Below are 16,511 nucleotides of genomic sequence, written 5' to 3'. Positions count from 1 at the left end.
GTTATTAGCCTCCGTTGCGTTTTAACTGCAGCTCATCATGATGGCGTTTTTCACCAATCATCACGACCACCAGCAGGATTACCGCCAGAATGCTGCCGCCAATCATCACCATAAAGCCGCCATCCCAACCGAAGAAGTCAACGGTATAACCCACAATGGCGCTTGCAGCGACAGAACCGCCCAGGTAACCAAACAGACCGGTAAAGCCCGCCGCCGTACCCGCCGCTTTTTTCGGCGCCAGTTCCAGCGCGTGCAGACCGATCAACATTACCGGGCCGTAGATCAGGAAGCCGATGATAATCATACAAGCCATATCAACATTCGGGTTTCCTGCCGGGTTCATCCAGTAAACGATGGTCGCGATAGTCACCAGGGTCATAAAGAACACGCCGGTCGCACCGCGGTTGCCGCGGAAGACTTTATCCGACATCCAGCCACACAGCAGCGTGCCCGGAATACCCGCGTATTCATACAGGAAGTAGGCCCAGGAGGATTTATCCAGTGCGAAATGCTTCACTTCTTTCAGGTAGGTCGGCGACCAGTCGAGGATGCCGTAGCGCAGCAGATAAACAAACACGTTGGCGATAGCGATGTACCACAACAGTTTGTTTGGCAGTACGTACTGCATGAAGATCTGCTTCGCAGTCAGCTCTTCTTCCGCTTTTTCGTTGTAGTCGTCCGGATAGTCGTTTTTATACTCTTCGATAGGCGGCAGACCGCAGGATTGCGGCGTATCGCGCATCATTACGAAAGCGAACAGCGCCACCACAATCGCGCCAAAGGCTGGCATATAGAGCGCCGCTTTCCAGTCGTTAAACCACGCCATCCCCAGCAGGAACAGCAGTGGCGGGATCCCGCCGCCGACGTTATGCGCACAGTTCCAGACCGACACAATGCCGCCGCGTTCTTTCTGCGACCACCAGTGAACCATCGTACGTCCGCACGGCGGCCACCCCATCCCCTGGAACCAGCCGCAAAGGAACAACAGTACAAACATCACGGCGATGCTGGATGTCGCCCACGGTACAAAGCCCATAAACAACATGACTGCTGCGGCCAGAATCAACCCTGCCGGCAGGAAAACGCGCGGATTCGAGCGATCGGACACCGAACCCATTATAAATTTCGAAAAACCATAAGCGATGGAAATCCCGGACAGCGCAAAGCCCAGATCGCCGCGTGAAAAACCCTGTTCTACCAGGTAGGGCATCGCGAGGGCAAAGTTCTTGCGCACCAGATAATACGCGGCATAGCCAAAGAATATCCCCAGGAAAATCTGCCAGCGTAATCGGCGATAGGTCGGATCAATCTCCGCCGCTGGCAAGCGCGCTTTATGCGGCGCTGGTTTAAAAATACTCAACATATTGTAGCCTCCGTGGCCCGTATTTTATTTAGAGGTAAACACCGCAGTTTGTTCAAACAACCCCGCTGCTCCCAGTGTGGCCGCGATGTTAAGTAAAGATACGTCACGTTAATGTGAATTACAGCACATATTGTTACAGATTTATGACTAATGTTCAGAAAGGCGCACGAAATCACGTTTCATTTTCGAATAGTGAGCGATTATGCGCGAAATCAAACATTCCATATGATTTGTATGGCTAAATGATAAAAAACGAACTGTGAGGAAAAACAATGAAAACTCGCGACTCGCAAGCAAGTGCCGTGATTATCATTGGCGGTGGAGCAACAGGCGCAGGGATCGCCCGCGACTGCGCGCTGCGCGGTTTACGTGTCATTCTGGTGGAGCGGCATGATATAGCGACCGGCGCGACCGGGCGTAACCACGGGCTGCTGCACAGCGGCGCTCGTTATGCGGTTACCGACGCGGAATCCGCGCGCGAGTGCATTAGTGAAAACCAGATTTTAAAACGGATCGCCCGCCATTGCGTCGAACCGACGGATGGTCTGTTTATTACGTTGCCGGAAGATGATCTTGCGTTTCAGGCCACCTTTATTCGCGCCTGTGAAGCGGCAGGCATTCGCGCTGAAGCCATCGATCCGCAGCAGGCTCGCATCATCGAACCTTCCGTTAACCCTGCGCTCATCGGTGCGGTAAAAGTGCCGGATGGCACCGTGGACCCTTTCCGCCTTACCGCCGCCAATATGTTGGATGCCAGAGAACATGGCGCAATCGTGTTAACGGCGCATGAAGTGACCGGGCTCATTCGTGAAGGCGCAACGGTCTGCGGCGTCCATGTGCGCAACCATCTCACTGGCGAAACTCAGACGCTTCACGCGCCGGTGGTGGTCAATGCGGCAGGTATCTGGGGGCAACGGATCGCCGAATACGCCGACCTGAGTATTCGCATGTTCCCGGCGAAAGGCTCGCTGTTGATCATGGACCATCGGATCAACCAGCATGTCATTAACCGCTGCCGGAAACCATCGGATGCCGACATTCTGGTACCTGGCGATACGATTTCACTGATCGGCACCACCTCTACCCATATTGATTACAATGAGATAGACAGCAACCGCGTCACCGCAGATGAAGTCGATATCCTGCTGCGTGAAGGGGAAAAACTGGCCCCTGTCATGGCGAAGACGCGTATTCTGCGCGCGTATTCCGGCGTCCGCCCGCTGGTGGCCAGCGATGACGATCCCAGCGGTCGTAACGTCAGCCGCGGTATTGTGTTGTTCGACCACGCCGAACGCGACGGGCTTGATGGCTTCATTACCATTACCGGCGGGAAGCTAATGACTTACCGCCTGATGGCGGAATGGGCGACCGATGCCGTGTGCCGCAAGTTGGGCAATACTCGCCCCTGCATCACGGCGGATACGCCGTTGCCTGGCTCAAAAGAGTCTACGGAACATACGCTGAAACGCATTATCTCGCTTCCCGCGCCGCTACGCGGATCGGCGGTTTATCGGCATGGCGATCGCACGCCGGGGTGGCTGAGTGAAGGCCGCCAACACCGTAGCCTGGTCTGTGAATGCGAGGCCGTCACGGCGGGGGAAGTGCAGTATGCCGTCGAAAACTTAACCGTGAATAGCCTGCTGGATCTGCGCCGTCGCACCCGCGTAGGGATGGGCACTTGCCAGGGCGAACTGTGCGCCTGCCGCGCGGCCGGGCTATTGCAGCGTTTTAATGTGACGACCGCGGCGCAATCTATTACGCAACTCTCTGAATTTCTGAATGAGCGCTGGAAAGGCGTACAACCTGTCGCCTGGGGAGACGCGCTGCGCGAAAGCGAATTCACGCGCTGGGTTTATCAGGGATTATGCGGTCTGGAGAAGGAGCACCAGGATGAAATTTGATACGGTTATTATGGGCGGCGGTCTCGCCGGTTTGCTATGCGGACTGCAACTCCAGCAGCATGGATTACGCTGCGCCATCGTCACCCGCGGACAAAGCGCGCTGCATTTTTCCTCCGGCTCGCTGGATCTACTCAGCGCCCTGCCCGACGGCCAACCGGTGACTGACATTACCGCCGGGCTTGATGCGCTGTGCCGCCAGGCGCCTGAACATCCTTATTCGCGTTTAGGCGCGCAAAAAGTCCTTACGCTGGCGCAACAGGCGCAAACGCTACTTAACGCCAGCGGCGCGCAGTTATACGGTGACGTACAGCAGGCGCACCAGCGTGTCACGCCGCTTGGCACATTGCGTTCAACCTGGCTTAGCTCGCCGGAAGTACCGGTCTGGCCCTTATCCGCACAGCGAATTTGCGTCGTCGGCGTTAGCGGATTACTGGATTTCCAGGCGCACCTTGCGGCAGCGTCGCTGCGCCAACGCGACCTCAACGTGGAAACTGCAGAAATCGACCTTCCGGAACTGGACGTACTGCGTGATAACCCGACGGAATTTCGCGCGGTCAATATTGCGCGTCTGCTTGATAACGAAGAAAAATGGCCACTGCTGTACGACGCGCTGTCGCCAATAGCGACAAACTGCGACATGATCATCATGCCCGCCTGTTTCGGGCTGGCGAACGATACGCTGTGGCGCTGGCTTAACGAACGTCTGCCCTGCGCGCTCACGCTGCTGCCGACGCTGCCGCCATCGGTGCTCGGTATTCGTCTGCACAATCAGCTCCAGCGCCAGTTTGTCCGTCAGGGCGGCATCTGGATGCCGGGCGATGAAGTGAAGAAAGTCACCTGCCGTCGCGGTACCGTGAGCGAAATATGGACCCGCAACCATGCCGATATCCCACTGCGCCCGCGTTTTGCCGTACTTGCCAGCGGTAGCTTCTTTAGTAGCGGTCTGGTTGCCGAGCGCGAAGGGATCCGCGAACCTATTTTAGGGCTCGACGTACAGCAAACGGCCACCCGCGCCGAATGGTATCAACAACATTTCTTCGACCCACAGCCCTGGCAGCAGTTTGGCGTCGTGACGGATGACGCTTTCCGCCCCTCCCTTGCGGGCAACACGGTAGAAAATCTGTATGCAATAGGTTCTGTGCTGGCGGGATTCGATCCTATAGCTGAGGGATGCGGCGGCGGCGTCTGCGCAGTCAGCGCCCTCCAGGCCGCGCACCATATCGCTGAGCGTGCAGGAGAACAGCAATGAGCGACACACGTTTTGAAAGTTGTATAAAATGTACGGTGTGCACCACCGCGTGCCCGGTCAGCCGCGTTAATCCTGGCTACCCTGGCCCTAAACAGGCCGGACCGGATGGCGAACGCCTGCGTCTGAAAGACGGCGCGCTGTATGATGAGGCGCTGAAATATTGCATTAACTGCAAACGGTGTGAGGTCGCCTGTCCGTCGGACGTGAAGATTGGCGATATCATCCAGCGCGCCCGCGCGAAATACGATACGACGCGCCCGTCATTGCGTAACTTTATTCTCAGCCATACCGATCTGATGGGCAGCGTTTCAACGCCGTTCGCGCCGGTGGTCAATACCGCCACCGCATTAAAGCCAGTGCGCCAGTTGCTTGATTACGCGCTCAAAATCGATCATCGCCGCACCTTACCAAAATACTCTTTCGGCACCTTCCGCCGCTGGTATCGTAGCGTGGCGGCGCAGCAGGCTAAATACAAAGATCAGGTCGCCTTTTTCCATGGCTGTTTTGTGAATTACAACCATCCGCAGCTCGGAAAAGATCTGATTAAGGTGCTGAACGCAATGGGTACTGGCGTACAGTTACTGAGTAAAGAGAAGTGTTGCGGCGTACCGCTGATCGCTAACGGTTTTACGGATAAAGCTCGCAAACAGGCTATCAGCAATGTGGAGTCGCTACGCGAGGCGATTGCCGTCAAAGGTATTCCGGTCATCGCCACGTCATCCACCTGTACGTTTGCGTTGCGCGATGAATATCCTGAAGTGCTGGACGTGGACAACGCCGGGCTGCGCGAACATATCGAGCTGGCCACCCGCTGGCTATGGCGCAAACTGGATGCAGGGAAAACGCTGCCGCTTAATCCTTTGCCGCTGAAAGTGGTCTACCATACGCCGTGTCATATGGAAAAAATGGGCTGGACGCTTTACACGCTTGAACTGTTGCGGCAAATTCCGGGGCTTGAATTGACGGTACTTGATTCACAGTGCTGCGGCATTGCCGGTACGTATGGATTTAAAAAGGAAAACTATCCGACATCACAGTCCATCGGCGCGCCGCTGTTCCGCCAGATTGAAGAGAGCGGCGCCGACATTGTCGTCACCGATTGTGAAACCTGTAAGTGGCAAATTGAGATGTCTACAAGCAAACGCTGCGAACACCCCATTACGCTACTGGCCCAGGCGCTCGGCTAAGTAAAAAGCGCCGGAGCCCCTCCGGCGCCATTACCCTACTCACCAGGGACGATTTTCCATCAGACATATACCCTTCATACTTCAAGTTGCTTATGTGTTGGCTACGGATTATTTTGGGTATAAACGCGGATGTCTCTTTGCAATAACCTGCCCTATTTGGTTAACCATGACCGCTAACCCACGGTGGCATGACAGATAACGACGTTACTGTTTATAGAGCAATATCTCTTGTATCGACGCGTTACCAGCCACCTTTAAAGAGGGGGATAACTGAATATCCCCAATAATAATTGAGTGTTATGTGAATAATAAGAAAATCAGGTCTATGCCTGATTTAATATATCCCCCGCTAATAATAATATTTTTACAAATAATTATACATTACATCATATTCGCTACTTTCACTTACCAGGAAACAGAGCAAAATGAATATATGTGTAAATTCACTTTACCGATTGAGCATACCGCAATTTCACAGCTTATATACAGAAGAGGTGAGCGATGAGGCGCTTACATTGTTGTTTAGCGCCGTAGAGAACGGTGATCAGAATTGTATTGATCTGTTATGCAATCTTGCGTTACGCAACGATGACCTGGGGCATAGAGTTGAGAAATTTCTTTTTGATCTCTTTAGCGGGAAAAGATCGGGATCATCAGATATAGACAAAAAAATCAATCAGGCTTGCCTTGTATTACATCAAATCGCCAATAACGATATAACAAAAGATAATACTGAGTGGAAAAAGCTACATGCCCCTTCCAGATTACTTTATATGGCAGGTTCCGCGACAACCGACCTTTCTAAAAAAATAGGAATAGCACATAAAATTATGGGCGACCAGTTCGCTCAGACAGATCAAGAACAGGTAGGAGTTGAAAATCTTTGGTGTGGTGCGCGAATGTTGTCGTCAGATGAGCTAGCAGCTGCAACGCAAGGTCTGGTTCAAGAATCACCTCTTCTCTCGGTAAACTATCCTATTGGGCTGATTCATCCTACCACCAAAGAAAATATATTAAGCACTCAGCTACTTGAAAAGATTGCTCAATCAGGATTATCTCACAATGAAGTCTTCCTGGTAAATACAGGAGATCACTGGCTTCTCTGTTTATTTTATAAACTTGCAGAAAAAATAAAATGCCTTATATTTAATACTTATTATGATTTAAATGAAAATACTAAGCAAGAGATTATAGAAGCAGCAAAAATTGCAGGCATATCAGAAAGCGATGAGGTTAATTTTATTGAAATGAATTTACAGAACAATGTACCCAACGGCTGTGGTCTATTTTGTTACCATACAATTCAACTCTTATCGAATGCCGGACAAAACGATCCTGCTACCACACTACGAGAATTTGCGGAAAATTTCTTAACGCTTTCAGTAGAGGAACAAGCACTATTTAACACCCAAACCCGGCGGCAAATATATGAATACAGTCTCCAGTAATGGTGAGTACTTAGAGCCTATCCCATTAGGCTCTTATCCTGAAATGATGCTCTGCGAAGAATTTATAAGTATATAAGGGTGGGAAGGCCAGGCCTTCCCACTAAAAGTTCTATGCCGTCAATGATTCAACCACGTCTATCCAGCCATGCTCGCTGGTAATGTCCTCGCCATTAAGCCAACGGCGCAGCATATTTAGCGCCATCACCGCACAAACCTCCTGACGTATTGCCAGACTATACCGATAGGCGCTAAAACGCATGCGTAAGGCATACGTGCCATCCGGCATTTTTCTCAATAACTACGTTTTGCCGTGCTTACTGACTGAACAGATTTAAACATCGCCAACCTGCTGTCCAGCGCCTCGGTGTAGAGCATCGTATCTACCCCGACCGCGACAAAATTCGCGCCCCACGCCAGACATTTCTGCGCCATTGCCGGATCGACCGCCAAAAAACCCGCCGCTTTTCCGGCGGCGCGAATACGATAAATACACGCTTCAATGATTCGCTGCACTTCCGGGTGTCCGGCATTATCGGGGTAACCCAATGAAGCAGAGAGATCTGCCGGACCGATAAAGACGCCATCAATGCCTTCAACCTCCAGAATCGCGTCAAGGTTTTCCAGCGCCACTTTGCTTTCAACCTGCACCAACAGGCAGAGCGACTCATTGGCCTGTGCCATATAGTTGTCGATTCTCCCCCAGCGCGCCGCACGCGCCACGCTCGCGCCAACGCCTCGTTGCCCCAACGGCGGGTATCGGGTAGCGGAAACGACCTGGCGCGCCTGTTCTGCGGTGTCAACCATCGGGATCAGTAGCGTTTGCGCCCCGATGTCCAGTACCTGTTTAATGAGCGCTTTACTTCCCTCGATCGGGCGAATCACCGGCTGGCTGGCGTATGGGGCGATGGCCTGTAACTGATGATACAAGTCCTGCACCGTATTAGGCGCGTGCTCGCCATCTATTAACAACCAGTCATAACCCGACGTCGCCGCAATCTCCGCCATATAAGAGGTGGTTGAACTGAGCCACAAACCAATTTGCGTATCCCCTTTACGTAATCCTTCTTTAAAAGGATTTGATAACAATGCGTTCATAGCGATCCTTACAACGTAGATAAGATTAATGATGCGCAGCGCCGGATTGCGCCACCGGACGATTAACGCTCAGCGTGAAGATAATTAATGAGCCAATGATGGCGACTCCGGCCAGCGTCAGCAGGCCCGCCGCATCGCTGGCAAACAACGTTTCCGCTTTTACGCGCAGAATTGGGGCAATAAAACCGCCCACAGCGCCAAACAGATTAACGAAACCAATTCCTGCCGCCAGAGCCGTACCGGAAAGTAGCTGCGTTGGCATGGTCCAGAATACGGGCTGAACGGCAATAAATCCTACTGCTGCAACACAGAGCGCCAGAATAGCGAGCACCGGAGAAACCAGACCTGACAGGCCAATGCCAATGCCCGCAGCCAGTAGCGTCACTGCCGCAACGTTACGGCGATCGCCGGTACGGTCGGAGTAGCGAGGAATAAGCCATGTGCCAAGCAAAGCCGCCACCCAGGGAACCGCTGTTACCACCGAAGCGGTAAAGCCCACTTTAGTGCCCAATAGCGCGGCAACCTGGGTCGGCAGGAAAAAGATGAGTCCGTATACCGCCACCTGAATCGTCAGATAAATAATAGCCAGTTGCCAGACGCGTCCATTACGCAGCGCATCCGCAAGCCTTGACGTGACCTTTTTCTCTTCTTCGCTCGCCAGTTGCCTGATAAGCGCGTTCTTTTCTTCCAGGCTAAGAAAACGCGCCTGCTGCGGAGTGTCATCAAGCCAGAAAAAGGTGAATATCCCTGCGCCAATCGCCAGTAGGCCTTCGATAACGAACATCCAGAACCATCCCGGGTGCCCCATAAAACCATGCATCTCCAGCAGAGCGCCGGAGAGCGGCGAACCCAACGTTAACGCCAGCGGCGCCCCCATATAAAATAGCCCCATAATGCTGGCACGGTTACGCTGCGGGAACCATTGTGAAGTTAGATAGATCATGCCGGGGAAAAATCCAGCCTCCGCCGCGCCCAATAGCGTGCGGATTATCAGAAATTTTGCTTCACTATCCGCCCAGGCCATCGCAGCAGAGAGAAAGCCCCACAGCAGGGTAGTCGTGCCGATCCAGGTTCTTGCGCCAAATTTGCGCATCAGCAGGTTAGCCGGTACGCCAAGGAAAGCGTAAACCACAAAGAAAATACCGGCCCCTAGCGCGTAGGCTTCATTACTTAGCCCGGTATCTATCTGATAGGTCTCTTTGGCAAAACCAATATTTGAACGATCCAGAAACGCCAGTACATACAGCGCCAACATAAAAGGAATTAAACGTGCGCGGTTTTTCTTCACTACGCCGTCAAGTAAAGTGATGCTCATAGCAATATCCTCAACAGGATGAGGGCGTTGCCGTACAAAGGCAACGCACGAGTTATTAGTGGCTATAAGGGCGTTTCAAGTGACAGTCACGGTTAAGCTCGACGCCGAAGCCCGGCTTATCCAGCACTGATTTATGGATGCGTCCATTCACCGGCACCGGCTCATCCAGGAGAATCGGGTCAAATTGCGGACGCAGAGTGGAGCAGTCCGGGCTGGTCATCAGGAACTCGCTGAAAGGGGTATTAGTGAAAGTAATAACTGCATGGTGCGAATAGACAGACGAACCGTGCGGCACCACCAGTTGCCCGCGCGATTTGGCAAGCGCGGCGATCTCAACCAGCGTGGTTAATCCGCCGCACCAGCCAACATCCGGCTGCATAATATCAATGCCGGTTTCTGCCAGAGTGCGGAAGGATTGCAGCGTACCATGGTGTTCGCCGCTGGTAACCATCATCCCTGCAGGCGCGTTGCGTTTTAATTCGCGATAGCCTTCATACTGCTGCGGCGGCAGACACTCTTCAATCCATTTGAGATTAAATGGCGCACAGGCGTGAGCCAGTTTAGTCGCATAGTTCACATCCTGACTCATCCAGCAGTCGAGCATCAGCCAGAAATCCGGCCCGCACTTTTCACGCATATCCGCCACCATCGCGGCATCTTTACGGATCCCCGCATCACCATCGTGCGGTCCCCAGTGAGTCGGCATTTTACCGCCGATAAAGCCCATTTCTTTAGCCAGATCCGGGCGTGCGCCGGTGGCGTAAAACTGAATTTCATCGCGCACCGCTCCGCCCAGCAATTTATAAACCGGCAGCCCAACCACCTTGCCAAACAAATCCCACAACGCCAGATCCACACAGGAAATCGTGTTCATCACCAGACCGCCGGAACCGGAGTAGTACATGGTCGCGCCGAGCATCTGATCGTGAATAAGTTTGATATCGCTTACGCATTTGCCTTCAATAAACCGGTTAAGATGTTTTTCTACGATAAAACAGCCCATCTCCCCTGCTGTCGAAACGGCGAACCCCGTCTGCCTATTTTCCGCCTCTACTTCGACAATCAGCGTCCCTAACACGTTGATCCCAAAAGACTGACGAGACTGCTCATAGTCGCGATATTTGCTCATGGGAGTGGCGATATGGTCATCAATCCAGTGATTTCCTCCCTGGTCGTGATAATCCCCGCCGCCAGCCCCTTTCTCTGCGGTAGCGCCCCCAATAAACCAGGCTCGAACGTGTTTAATTTTAGGAAGAGTCATAATATTCTCCATTTTAAGATGCGAGTGAGTCGAAGGGACTTTTCCATCCCAACAGGCGTGAAATATCTTTGGCACAGGCAATAGCTTTACCGGCCAAATAATCTAGATTCTCTTCGTTGATTTGCAGGCGCGTGCCGACCACTGAAATTGCCGCGGTCAGTTCGTTTCTGGCATTAAATACCGGTGCGGCAACGCAGCGGACATCCGGATAATCCTCCCCGTTATCAAAGCTCCATCCTCGCTGGCGAATGCGCTCCAGCTCATCATTCAATTGTTGCGGCTCGGTGATGGTGGTCAGCGTGGCTCGCTCCCATACCAGTTGTTCAATAATGGCTTTGCGTACGGCGGCCGGCTGCCATGCCAGCAGGCATTTGCCGATGCCGGAACGATAAAGAGAGAGGCTTTTCCCCTCATGCGAGCGCACGCTGATAGTGGATGAGGATTCCACTTTCAGTATGTAATACGCATTTTCGTGGTCGATGATCCCCAAGTGACACAGCAGCCCGGTTTCATCCATCAGTTGTGTTAGACGAGGACGCGCCAGCTCCCGCAGATCCATCTTGCTGAGCGCATGACCCGACAATTCAACGAGCTTAGTCCACAGGCAGTAGTTATCCTGATGATCGAGGCTAATAAATCGCTGACGTTTTAATTCATTCAACAGCAGGTACGCGGTGCTTTTTGGAATACGCAGCGTTTCAATAATGATTGCCGCGCTGCATGGGCCAATACGCGCGATCAAATTGAGGATGTCGATTGCGCGAGTAAGAGCCGGGACTTTACTTGATTCCAACATATTGGACTCCAGTCTGAGACACTGGAATCAGTGTGAAAGGTCAGTAGGGAAAAAATTGTGAAGCGCGTCAAAGCTTATCCGCCTTCCAACGGAGTGGAAGGGTTAACCATATAAATGTGAATTAACGCACGTATTACTTTGTATTCAGTACAATTGGCTGGACAAAAAAGCAGATGATATTGCCGGATAATGGCATAGCGGCCTTATCCGGCTCACGATGTCGTTCCCATCGCAGATAAGAGAAAGGGATTATGATGTCAATGATTCAACCACGTCTATCCAGCCATGCTCGCTGGTAATGTCCTCGCCATTAAGCCAGCGGCGCAGCATATTTAGCGCCATCATCGCGCAGACCTCCTGACGTATTGCCAGGCTATACCGATTGGCGCTAAAACGCACGCGTAAGGCATACGTGCCATCCGGCGTCGCCAGCGCGAAATTAAGATGTTCGTTTTCCAGCCCCGACACGGCCAGCGCCAGACCGGCATAATGATTGCTGCGCCGTTCTGTCGTCCAGTGTGCCGTTTGCGCCAGCGTCTCTTCCTGAGAAGGAACGACTTCGCTGGCAAGAACAGGCGCCCCGGCGCGGGAAAGCTGTAGCGCCAGTAAGCCGCTGGTGTATTGCTCGCTCAACGTCAGACTCAACTGCCTTTCCTGCAGGCGGCGGGCTATTTGCGCCGGCAGGTTTTCCGTACCTTCAAAAATCAGGTTCTGCCCGGCAACCCGTTTGACCTCTGGCCATAACGCCAGCATCGCCTCCCGTTGCGTCGCCGGGCCGGTCAATTTCAGTTCAATGATCGGCATTGATGAGCGATACCCCATCGTCACGCCGGGCGGCAACGGCAGTGAATCGAGACGCTGCGCGAGGTCACTTTCTGAACGTCCAAAAGTCGTTAACCGCAGGCAAAGCGGCGGCTCCGGCAGCGAAAAACGCGCGCGTAACCGCGGTAAGATTTCCTTCTCCACCATAACCTTAAATTCAGACGGTACGCCGGGGGTGAAAAACATCAGGCAGCGGTTGAGCTGTAGCGCAAATCCACAGGCAGTGCCGAGCGGATTATTAATAAACTCCGCGCTGGCAGGCAGTTCCGCCTGTTTACGGTTGCTCGGCGCCATCACGCGGCCACGCTGCTGAAAGTAGCGTTCCATTTCGGTCAGCCACGCCTGGTGCAGTACTAATCCTTCGCCTTTTGCCGTTGCCGCGGCGAGCGCGCTTAAATCATCGCTGGTCGGCCCTAACCCGCCATTAACAATCAAAACATCAGCATGTTGACTGCGTTCACGCAAGATAGCGACCAGACTGTCCAGATTATCGCCTACCGTATTTCGCCGTGATAACGGAACGCCCTGATGAAAGAAAAAATCAGCCAGCCAGGCGGCATTGGTGTCAACGATTTGTCCGTGCAACACCTCATCCCCGGTGGATAGCATTTCCACATTTAGCATTGTGTTCTCCTGCTCTTATGATGAAAACACTATAACGCAAAGACGAATATGACGTGGAAAGAAGAATGACGGGAACAGGAGGAATATGGCGCGACGATTGCCGCGCCGTTAGCATCAAAAGCTGGCGTTTACGCCAACATAAGGGCCGTCAGCAATCGCATTATCGCGGTTGCCGTCTTTACCCGCCAGGTTCAGGTAACGATAACCGGCTTCAATGCTCAGCGGGCGCATAATGGTGAAACGCGCGCCTGCATTCGCTTCTTCATAACTGTCGATACCGCTGGACAGCGAATCTGGTGAATAATAATACTCGCCGAACAGACGGAAGCTGTTGCCGATTTTCCATTGTAGCCCACCGCCGACAGCCGCCGCATAGCCTTCATCGCTGTCTTTCGGATTGGTATAAATACCTTTACCGCCGACCGTCGCCAGCAGCGGTCCCACCGGAATGTTCAGCCCCAGACCCACGCCCGCAGCATCGCCATCATCATCGTTGTGCATCCAGTTGCCGCTTAGCGCCAGTCCCGTCGATTCCGTACCAAAACCCACGCCAATGTTGGTGTAATCTTCGCCCGCCTGGCCGCTAATACTGATGGCCTGCGCCGATGCAGAAACGAACAGCATTCCGGCAAAACCTAATAATATGCTTTTTTTCATTTTTACCCTTTCCAGCAAGCACATAAAGAAAAACTCCCCAAAACGGCAGAATTGTACTGCCAGACGCTGAGGAATCAATGCACTAAGAAACCATTCCAAAAACATATTGTAACGAAATACTACTTTCGCCATGACGCATCATTGCGCCATCACATGGCGACGCCTGCATCAACAAAATTAACAAAAAACGCAGTCTGCGTTATCGCTTCCATTTTTCACAAAGAATTTCGCAGAATGATTTGTTAAGCTGATGGCCTGGTGGTTTAAGGAAGCGACTTATGCGTCAACGAACTATAGTTTGCCCATTAATTCAAAATGATGGCTGTTATCTGCTGTGCAAAATGGCCGACAACCGCGGCGTCTTTCCCGGTCAGTGGGCGCTGTCGGGCGGCGGGGTCGAGCCAGGCGAACGCATTGAAGAGGCGCTGCGTCGGGAGATTCGGGAGGAACTCGGCGAACAACTGATTCTGAGCGATATTACGCCGTGGACCTTCCGCGACGATATCCGTATTAAAACCTACGCTGATGGCAGACAAGAAGAGATTTATATGATTTATCTCATCTTCGACTGTGTTTCCGCTAACCGCGATATATGTATTAACGACGAATTTCAGGACTACGCCTGGGTCAAGCCAGAAAAACTGGCGCTGTATGATTTGAATGTAGCGACACGCCACACATTAGCATTGAAAGGGTTATTATAATGACGACAGCCGCTTCAGGCTGTCTTTACGCTTTTAACATGCGGCTAGCCGGGAACAAATTCACCATCTAAAAAGAGTTTTCCGTTTTCCGCATGCATAACGAGCGCATTAAGATAGTCCGGATCAAACTTTACGCCGCGCTTATTTTTTGCAATATACGTCAAACAATGATTATGGGTAAAAATGACTATATTTTTATTCTGCGACTTTTTCAGTAACGTATTGATTGAAGCATAAATACCGCTGCCGCAATCCATCATTTTTTTATCCACCGTAAGCGACCTGCCCGCAGAAAACCAGGTTGCCGACTGGATGGTGCGCACCGTATTACTGGAATAGAGATTGTAATTTTGTATATCGGCACTGAAGGCTTTACCCAGCGCTCTGGCATCTTGCGCACCCTTGACCGTAATCCCCGTGCTGTCTGACAGGCAGGTATTATCGGAACGATCGCACCGCTCGGCATGGCGGAATAACACGACTACCGGATGCTGCTTCGCCAGCGCCGCCAGCGCTTTACCGTTAATCTGCGGTAGACCGTTACCACTCCAGGCATGTTGTGAGGTCAACCCGGCGATAATAACCAACGCCCCCGCCAGAATCGCGAAATAGCGTTTGTTTTTAATAAAGCGTAGGGTAAATGCCAGCACATTAACCTCTCAGGCAGACAGTGCAGCTAACTTAATAGCAATACAATTAAAATGAAATTCCGCAACGGAAGACCAGGCCAGAAACATAAAAACAGCTTTTGGGCATGCATAAAATGCCTTAAACTTTCGGCGAAAGCAAAGCATAATTCCGTTAAAAATTATCTTTTTACTTCACCTTAATTTCTTAATGTTAATTTAATCTTCATCCAGTAGGGTTCAGCTAAATGCGTTAAAAAATAAGCCCTTTTCTATTGCCGAAATATTTGAAAAGCGGCTTTCAATGGCTGAAGGAAAAATGATGTCGGACTTTTTGCCTTTCTCCCGTCCGGCGATGGGCGCGGAAGAGCTTGCTGCCGTTAAGACCGTACTGGACTCAGGTTGGATAACAACCGGCCCGAAAAATCAGGAACTGGAAGCGGCGTTTTGTCGGCTAACTGGCAATCAATATGCCGTTGCCGTCAGTTCAGCCACTGCCGGTATGCACATCGCGTTGATGGCGCTGGGCATTGGTGAAGGCGACGAGGTCATTACACCGTCAATGACGTGGGTTTCTACGCTAAATATGATCGTTTTACTCGGCGCGAACCCCGTCATGGTCGATGTCGATCGCGATACGCTGATGGTCACGCCTGAACATATCGAAGCCGCGATTACGCCACAAACCAAAGCAATTATCCCCGTCCACTACGCTGGCGCGCCCGCCGATCTGGACGCTATTTACGCTCTTGGCGAGCGTTATGGCATTCCAGTGATTGAAGACGCGGCGCACGCGACAGGAACCAGCTACAAAGGTCGCCACATTGGCGCCCGGGGCACCGCGATTTTCTCCTTCCACGCCATTAAGAACATTACCTGCGCTGAAGGCGGTATCGTCGTCACGGATAACCCGCAATTCGCCGATAAACTGCGCAGTCTCAAGTTTCACGGGCTTGGCGTTGATGCCTGGGATCGACAGAGCGGGGGACGCGCGCCACAAGCGGAAGTCCTGGCGCCGGGCTACAAATATAATTTGCCCGACCTCAACGCCGCTATCGCGCTTGCCCAGTTACAGAAACTGGATGCGCTTAACGCTCGACGCGCCGCCATCGCAGCGCAGTACCACCAGGCAATGGCAGACCTGCCTTTTCAGCCTCTGAGCCTTCCGTCGTGGGAGCATATTCACGCCTGGCATTTATTCATTATCCGGGTCGATGAAGCCCGCTGCGGTATTACCCGGGATGCTCTGATGGCATCGCTGAAAACGAAAGGCATCGGCACAGGGCTGCATTTCCGCGCCGCGCATACGCAAAAATATTATCGCGAACGTTTCCCAACGCTCACGCTGCCTGACACCGAGTGGAACAGCGAGCGGATCTGCTCACTGCCGCTCTTCCCGGACATGACCGAGAGTGACTTTGATCGAGTCATTACCGCCCTTCATCAGATAGCAGGACAATAAG

General features: G+C 52.4%; 15 protein-coding genes. 6 read left to right on the top strand and 9 right to left on the bottom strand.

Going from position 1 to position 16,511, the window contains the following annotated elements; genetic code table 11:
• Window positions 1-4: 4 nt before the first annotated feature.
• Window positions 5-1,363 carry a glycerol-3-phosphate transporter gene (glpT, locus tag QEN31_RS07650; protein WP_064239795.1) on the bottom strand — a complete coding sequence of 453 codons (1,359 nt, stop codon included), beginning with the start codon at window positions 1,361-1,363 and terminating at the stop codon, window positions 5-7.
• A gap of 272 nt (window positions 1,364-1,635) precedes the next feature.
• On the opposite strand from glpT, the gene glpA reads away from it, so the two are divergent.
• The 4 genes from glpA (at window position 1,636) to sseL (ending at window position 7,148) form a co-directional block, all read left to right on the top strand.
• Window positions 1,636-3,264: an anaerobic glycerol-3-phosphate dehydrogenase subunit A gene (gene glpA / locus QEN31_RS07645; RefSeq protein WP_064239796.1), complete on the top strand. Its 1,629-nt coding sequence runs from the start codon at window positions 1,636-1,638 to the stop codon at window positions 3,262-3,264.
• Complete coding sequence (gene glpB, locus QEN31_RS07640; RefSeq protein WP_000667146.1) at window positions 3,254-4,513, top strand: glycerol-3-phosphate dehydrogenase subunit GlpB; 1,260 nt, start codon at window positions 3,254-3,256, stop codon at window positions 4,511-4,513. The genes glpA and glpB overlap by 11 nt, the downstream gene beginning before the upstream one ends.
• Entirely contained in the window at window positions 4,510-5,700 is a 1,191-nt protein-coding gene (gene glpC, locus QEN31_RS07635; RefSeq protein ID WP_001285726.1) for an anaerobic glycerol-3-phosphate dehydrogenase subunit GlpC, read from the top strand. Before glpB ends, glpC begins: the two co-directional genes overlap by 4 nt.
• A 425-nt stretch (window positions 5,701-6,125) precedes the next feature.
• The gene (sseL, locus tag QEN31_RS07630) at window positions 6,126-7,148 is read left to right on the top strand and encodes an SPI-2 type III secretion system effector deubiquitinase SseL (RefSeq protein WP_001017719.1); all 1,023 of its coding nucleotides are present in this window, start codon (window positions 6,126-6,128) and stop codon (window positions 7,146-7,148) included.
• Window positions 7,149-7,257: 109 nt separating this feature from the next.
• Here the strand turns inward: sseL and QEN31_RS07625 are convergent, their stop codons facing one another.
• The 7 genes from QEN31_RS07625 to QEN31_RS07595 form a co-directional block, all read right to left on the bottom strand.
• Window positions 7,258-7,434 (bottom strand): hypothetical protein, encoded by a 177-nt coding sequence (locus tag QEN31_RS07625; RefSeq protein WP_001112763.1) that lies wholly within the window; start codon window positions 7,432-7,434, stop codon window positions 7,258-7,260.
• A gap of 5 nt (window positions 7,435-7,439) precedes the next feature.
• On the bottom strand, window positions 7,440-8,243 hold the full coding sequence (gene yfaU, locus QEN31_RS07620; RefSeq protein WP_000992941.1) for a 2-keto-3-deoxy-L-rhamnonate aldolase: 804 nt from the start codon (window positions 8,241-8,243) through the stop codon (window positions 7,440-7,442).
• Between the two features lie 25 nt (window positions 8,244-8,268).
• Window positions 8,269-9,558 carry an MFS transporter gene (locus QEN31_RS07615; RefSeq protein WP_000028931.1) on the bottom strand — a complete coding sequence of 430 codons (1,290 nt, stop codon included), beginning with the start codon at window positions 9,556-9,558 and terminating at the stop codon, window positions 8,269-8,271.
• 55 nt (window positions 9,559-9,613) lie between these two features.
• Complete coding sequence (gene rhmD, locus QEN31_RS07610; protein ID WP_001521492.1) at window positions 9,614-10,819, bottom strand: L-rhamnonate dehydratase; 1,206 nt, start codon at window positions 10,817-10,819, stop codon at window positions 9,614-9,616.
• 13 nt (window positions 10,820-10,832) lie between these two features.
• Window positions 10,833-11,615: an IclR family transcriptional regulator gene (locus QEN31_RS07605; protein WP_000894170.1), complete on the bottom strand. Its 783-nt coding sequence runs from the start codon at window positions 11,613-11,615 to the stop codon at window positions 10,833-10,835.
• 249 nt (window positions 11,616-11,864) lie between these two features.
• Entirely contained in the window at window positions 11,865-13,061 is a 1,197-nt protein-coding gene (locus tag QEN31_RS07600; RefSeq protein ID WP_000935674.1) for a nicotinamide mononucleotide deamidase-related protein YfaY, read from the bottom strand.
• Window positions 13,062-13,175: 114 nt separating this feature from the next.
• Window positions 13,176-13,718, bottom strand: coding sequence for a YfaZ family protein (locus tag QEN31_RS07595; RefSeq protein WP_001670658.1), 543 nt, complete (start codon window positions 13,716-13,718; stop codon window positions 13,176-13,178).
• A gap of 278 nt (window positions 13,719-13,996) precedes the next feature.
• Here QEN31_RS07595 and nudI point away from each other — a divergent pair, with 278 nt between their 5' ends.
• Complete coding sequence (gene nudI, locus QEN31_RS07590; protein ID WP_099949638.1) at window positions 13,997-14,422, top strand: nucleoside triphosphatase NudI; 426 nt, start codon at window positions 13,997-13,999, stop codon at window positions 14,420-14,422.
• A 44-nt stretch (window positions 14,423-14,466) separates the two neighbouring features.
• On the opposite strand, the gene pmrG is transcribed toward nudI, so the two are convergent.
• Complete coding sequence (gene pmrG / locus QEN31_RS07585; protein ID WP_000879248.1) at window positions 14,467-15,072, bottom strand: lipopolysaccharide core heptose(II)-phosphate phosphatase PmrG; 606 nt, start codon at window positions 15,070-15,072, stop codon at window positions 14,467-14,469.
• A 298-nt stretch (window positions 15,073-15,370) separates the two neighbouring features.
• On the opposite strand from pmrG, the gene arnB reads away from it, so the two are divergent.
• Window positions 15,371-16,510: a UDP-4-amino-4-deoxy-L-arabinose aminotransferase gene (gene arnB / locus QEN31_RS07580; RefSeq protein ID WP_001279284.1), complete on the top strand. Its 1,140-nt coding sequence runs from the start codon at window positions 15,371-15,373 to the stop codon at window positions 16,508-16,510.
• Window position 16,511: the final 1 nt, after the last annotated feature.

Origin of the sequence: Salmonella sp. SA15303, from assembly GCF_029962125.1 — a bacterium.
Classification (GTDB): domain Bacteria; phylum Pseudomonadota; class Gammaproteobacteria; order Enterobacterales; family Enterobacteriaceae; genus Salmonella; species Salmonella enterica.
This window is presented reverse-complemented; position numbering and strand designations above follow the sequence as displayed.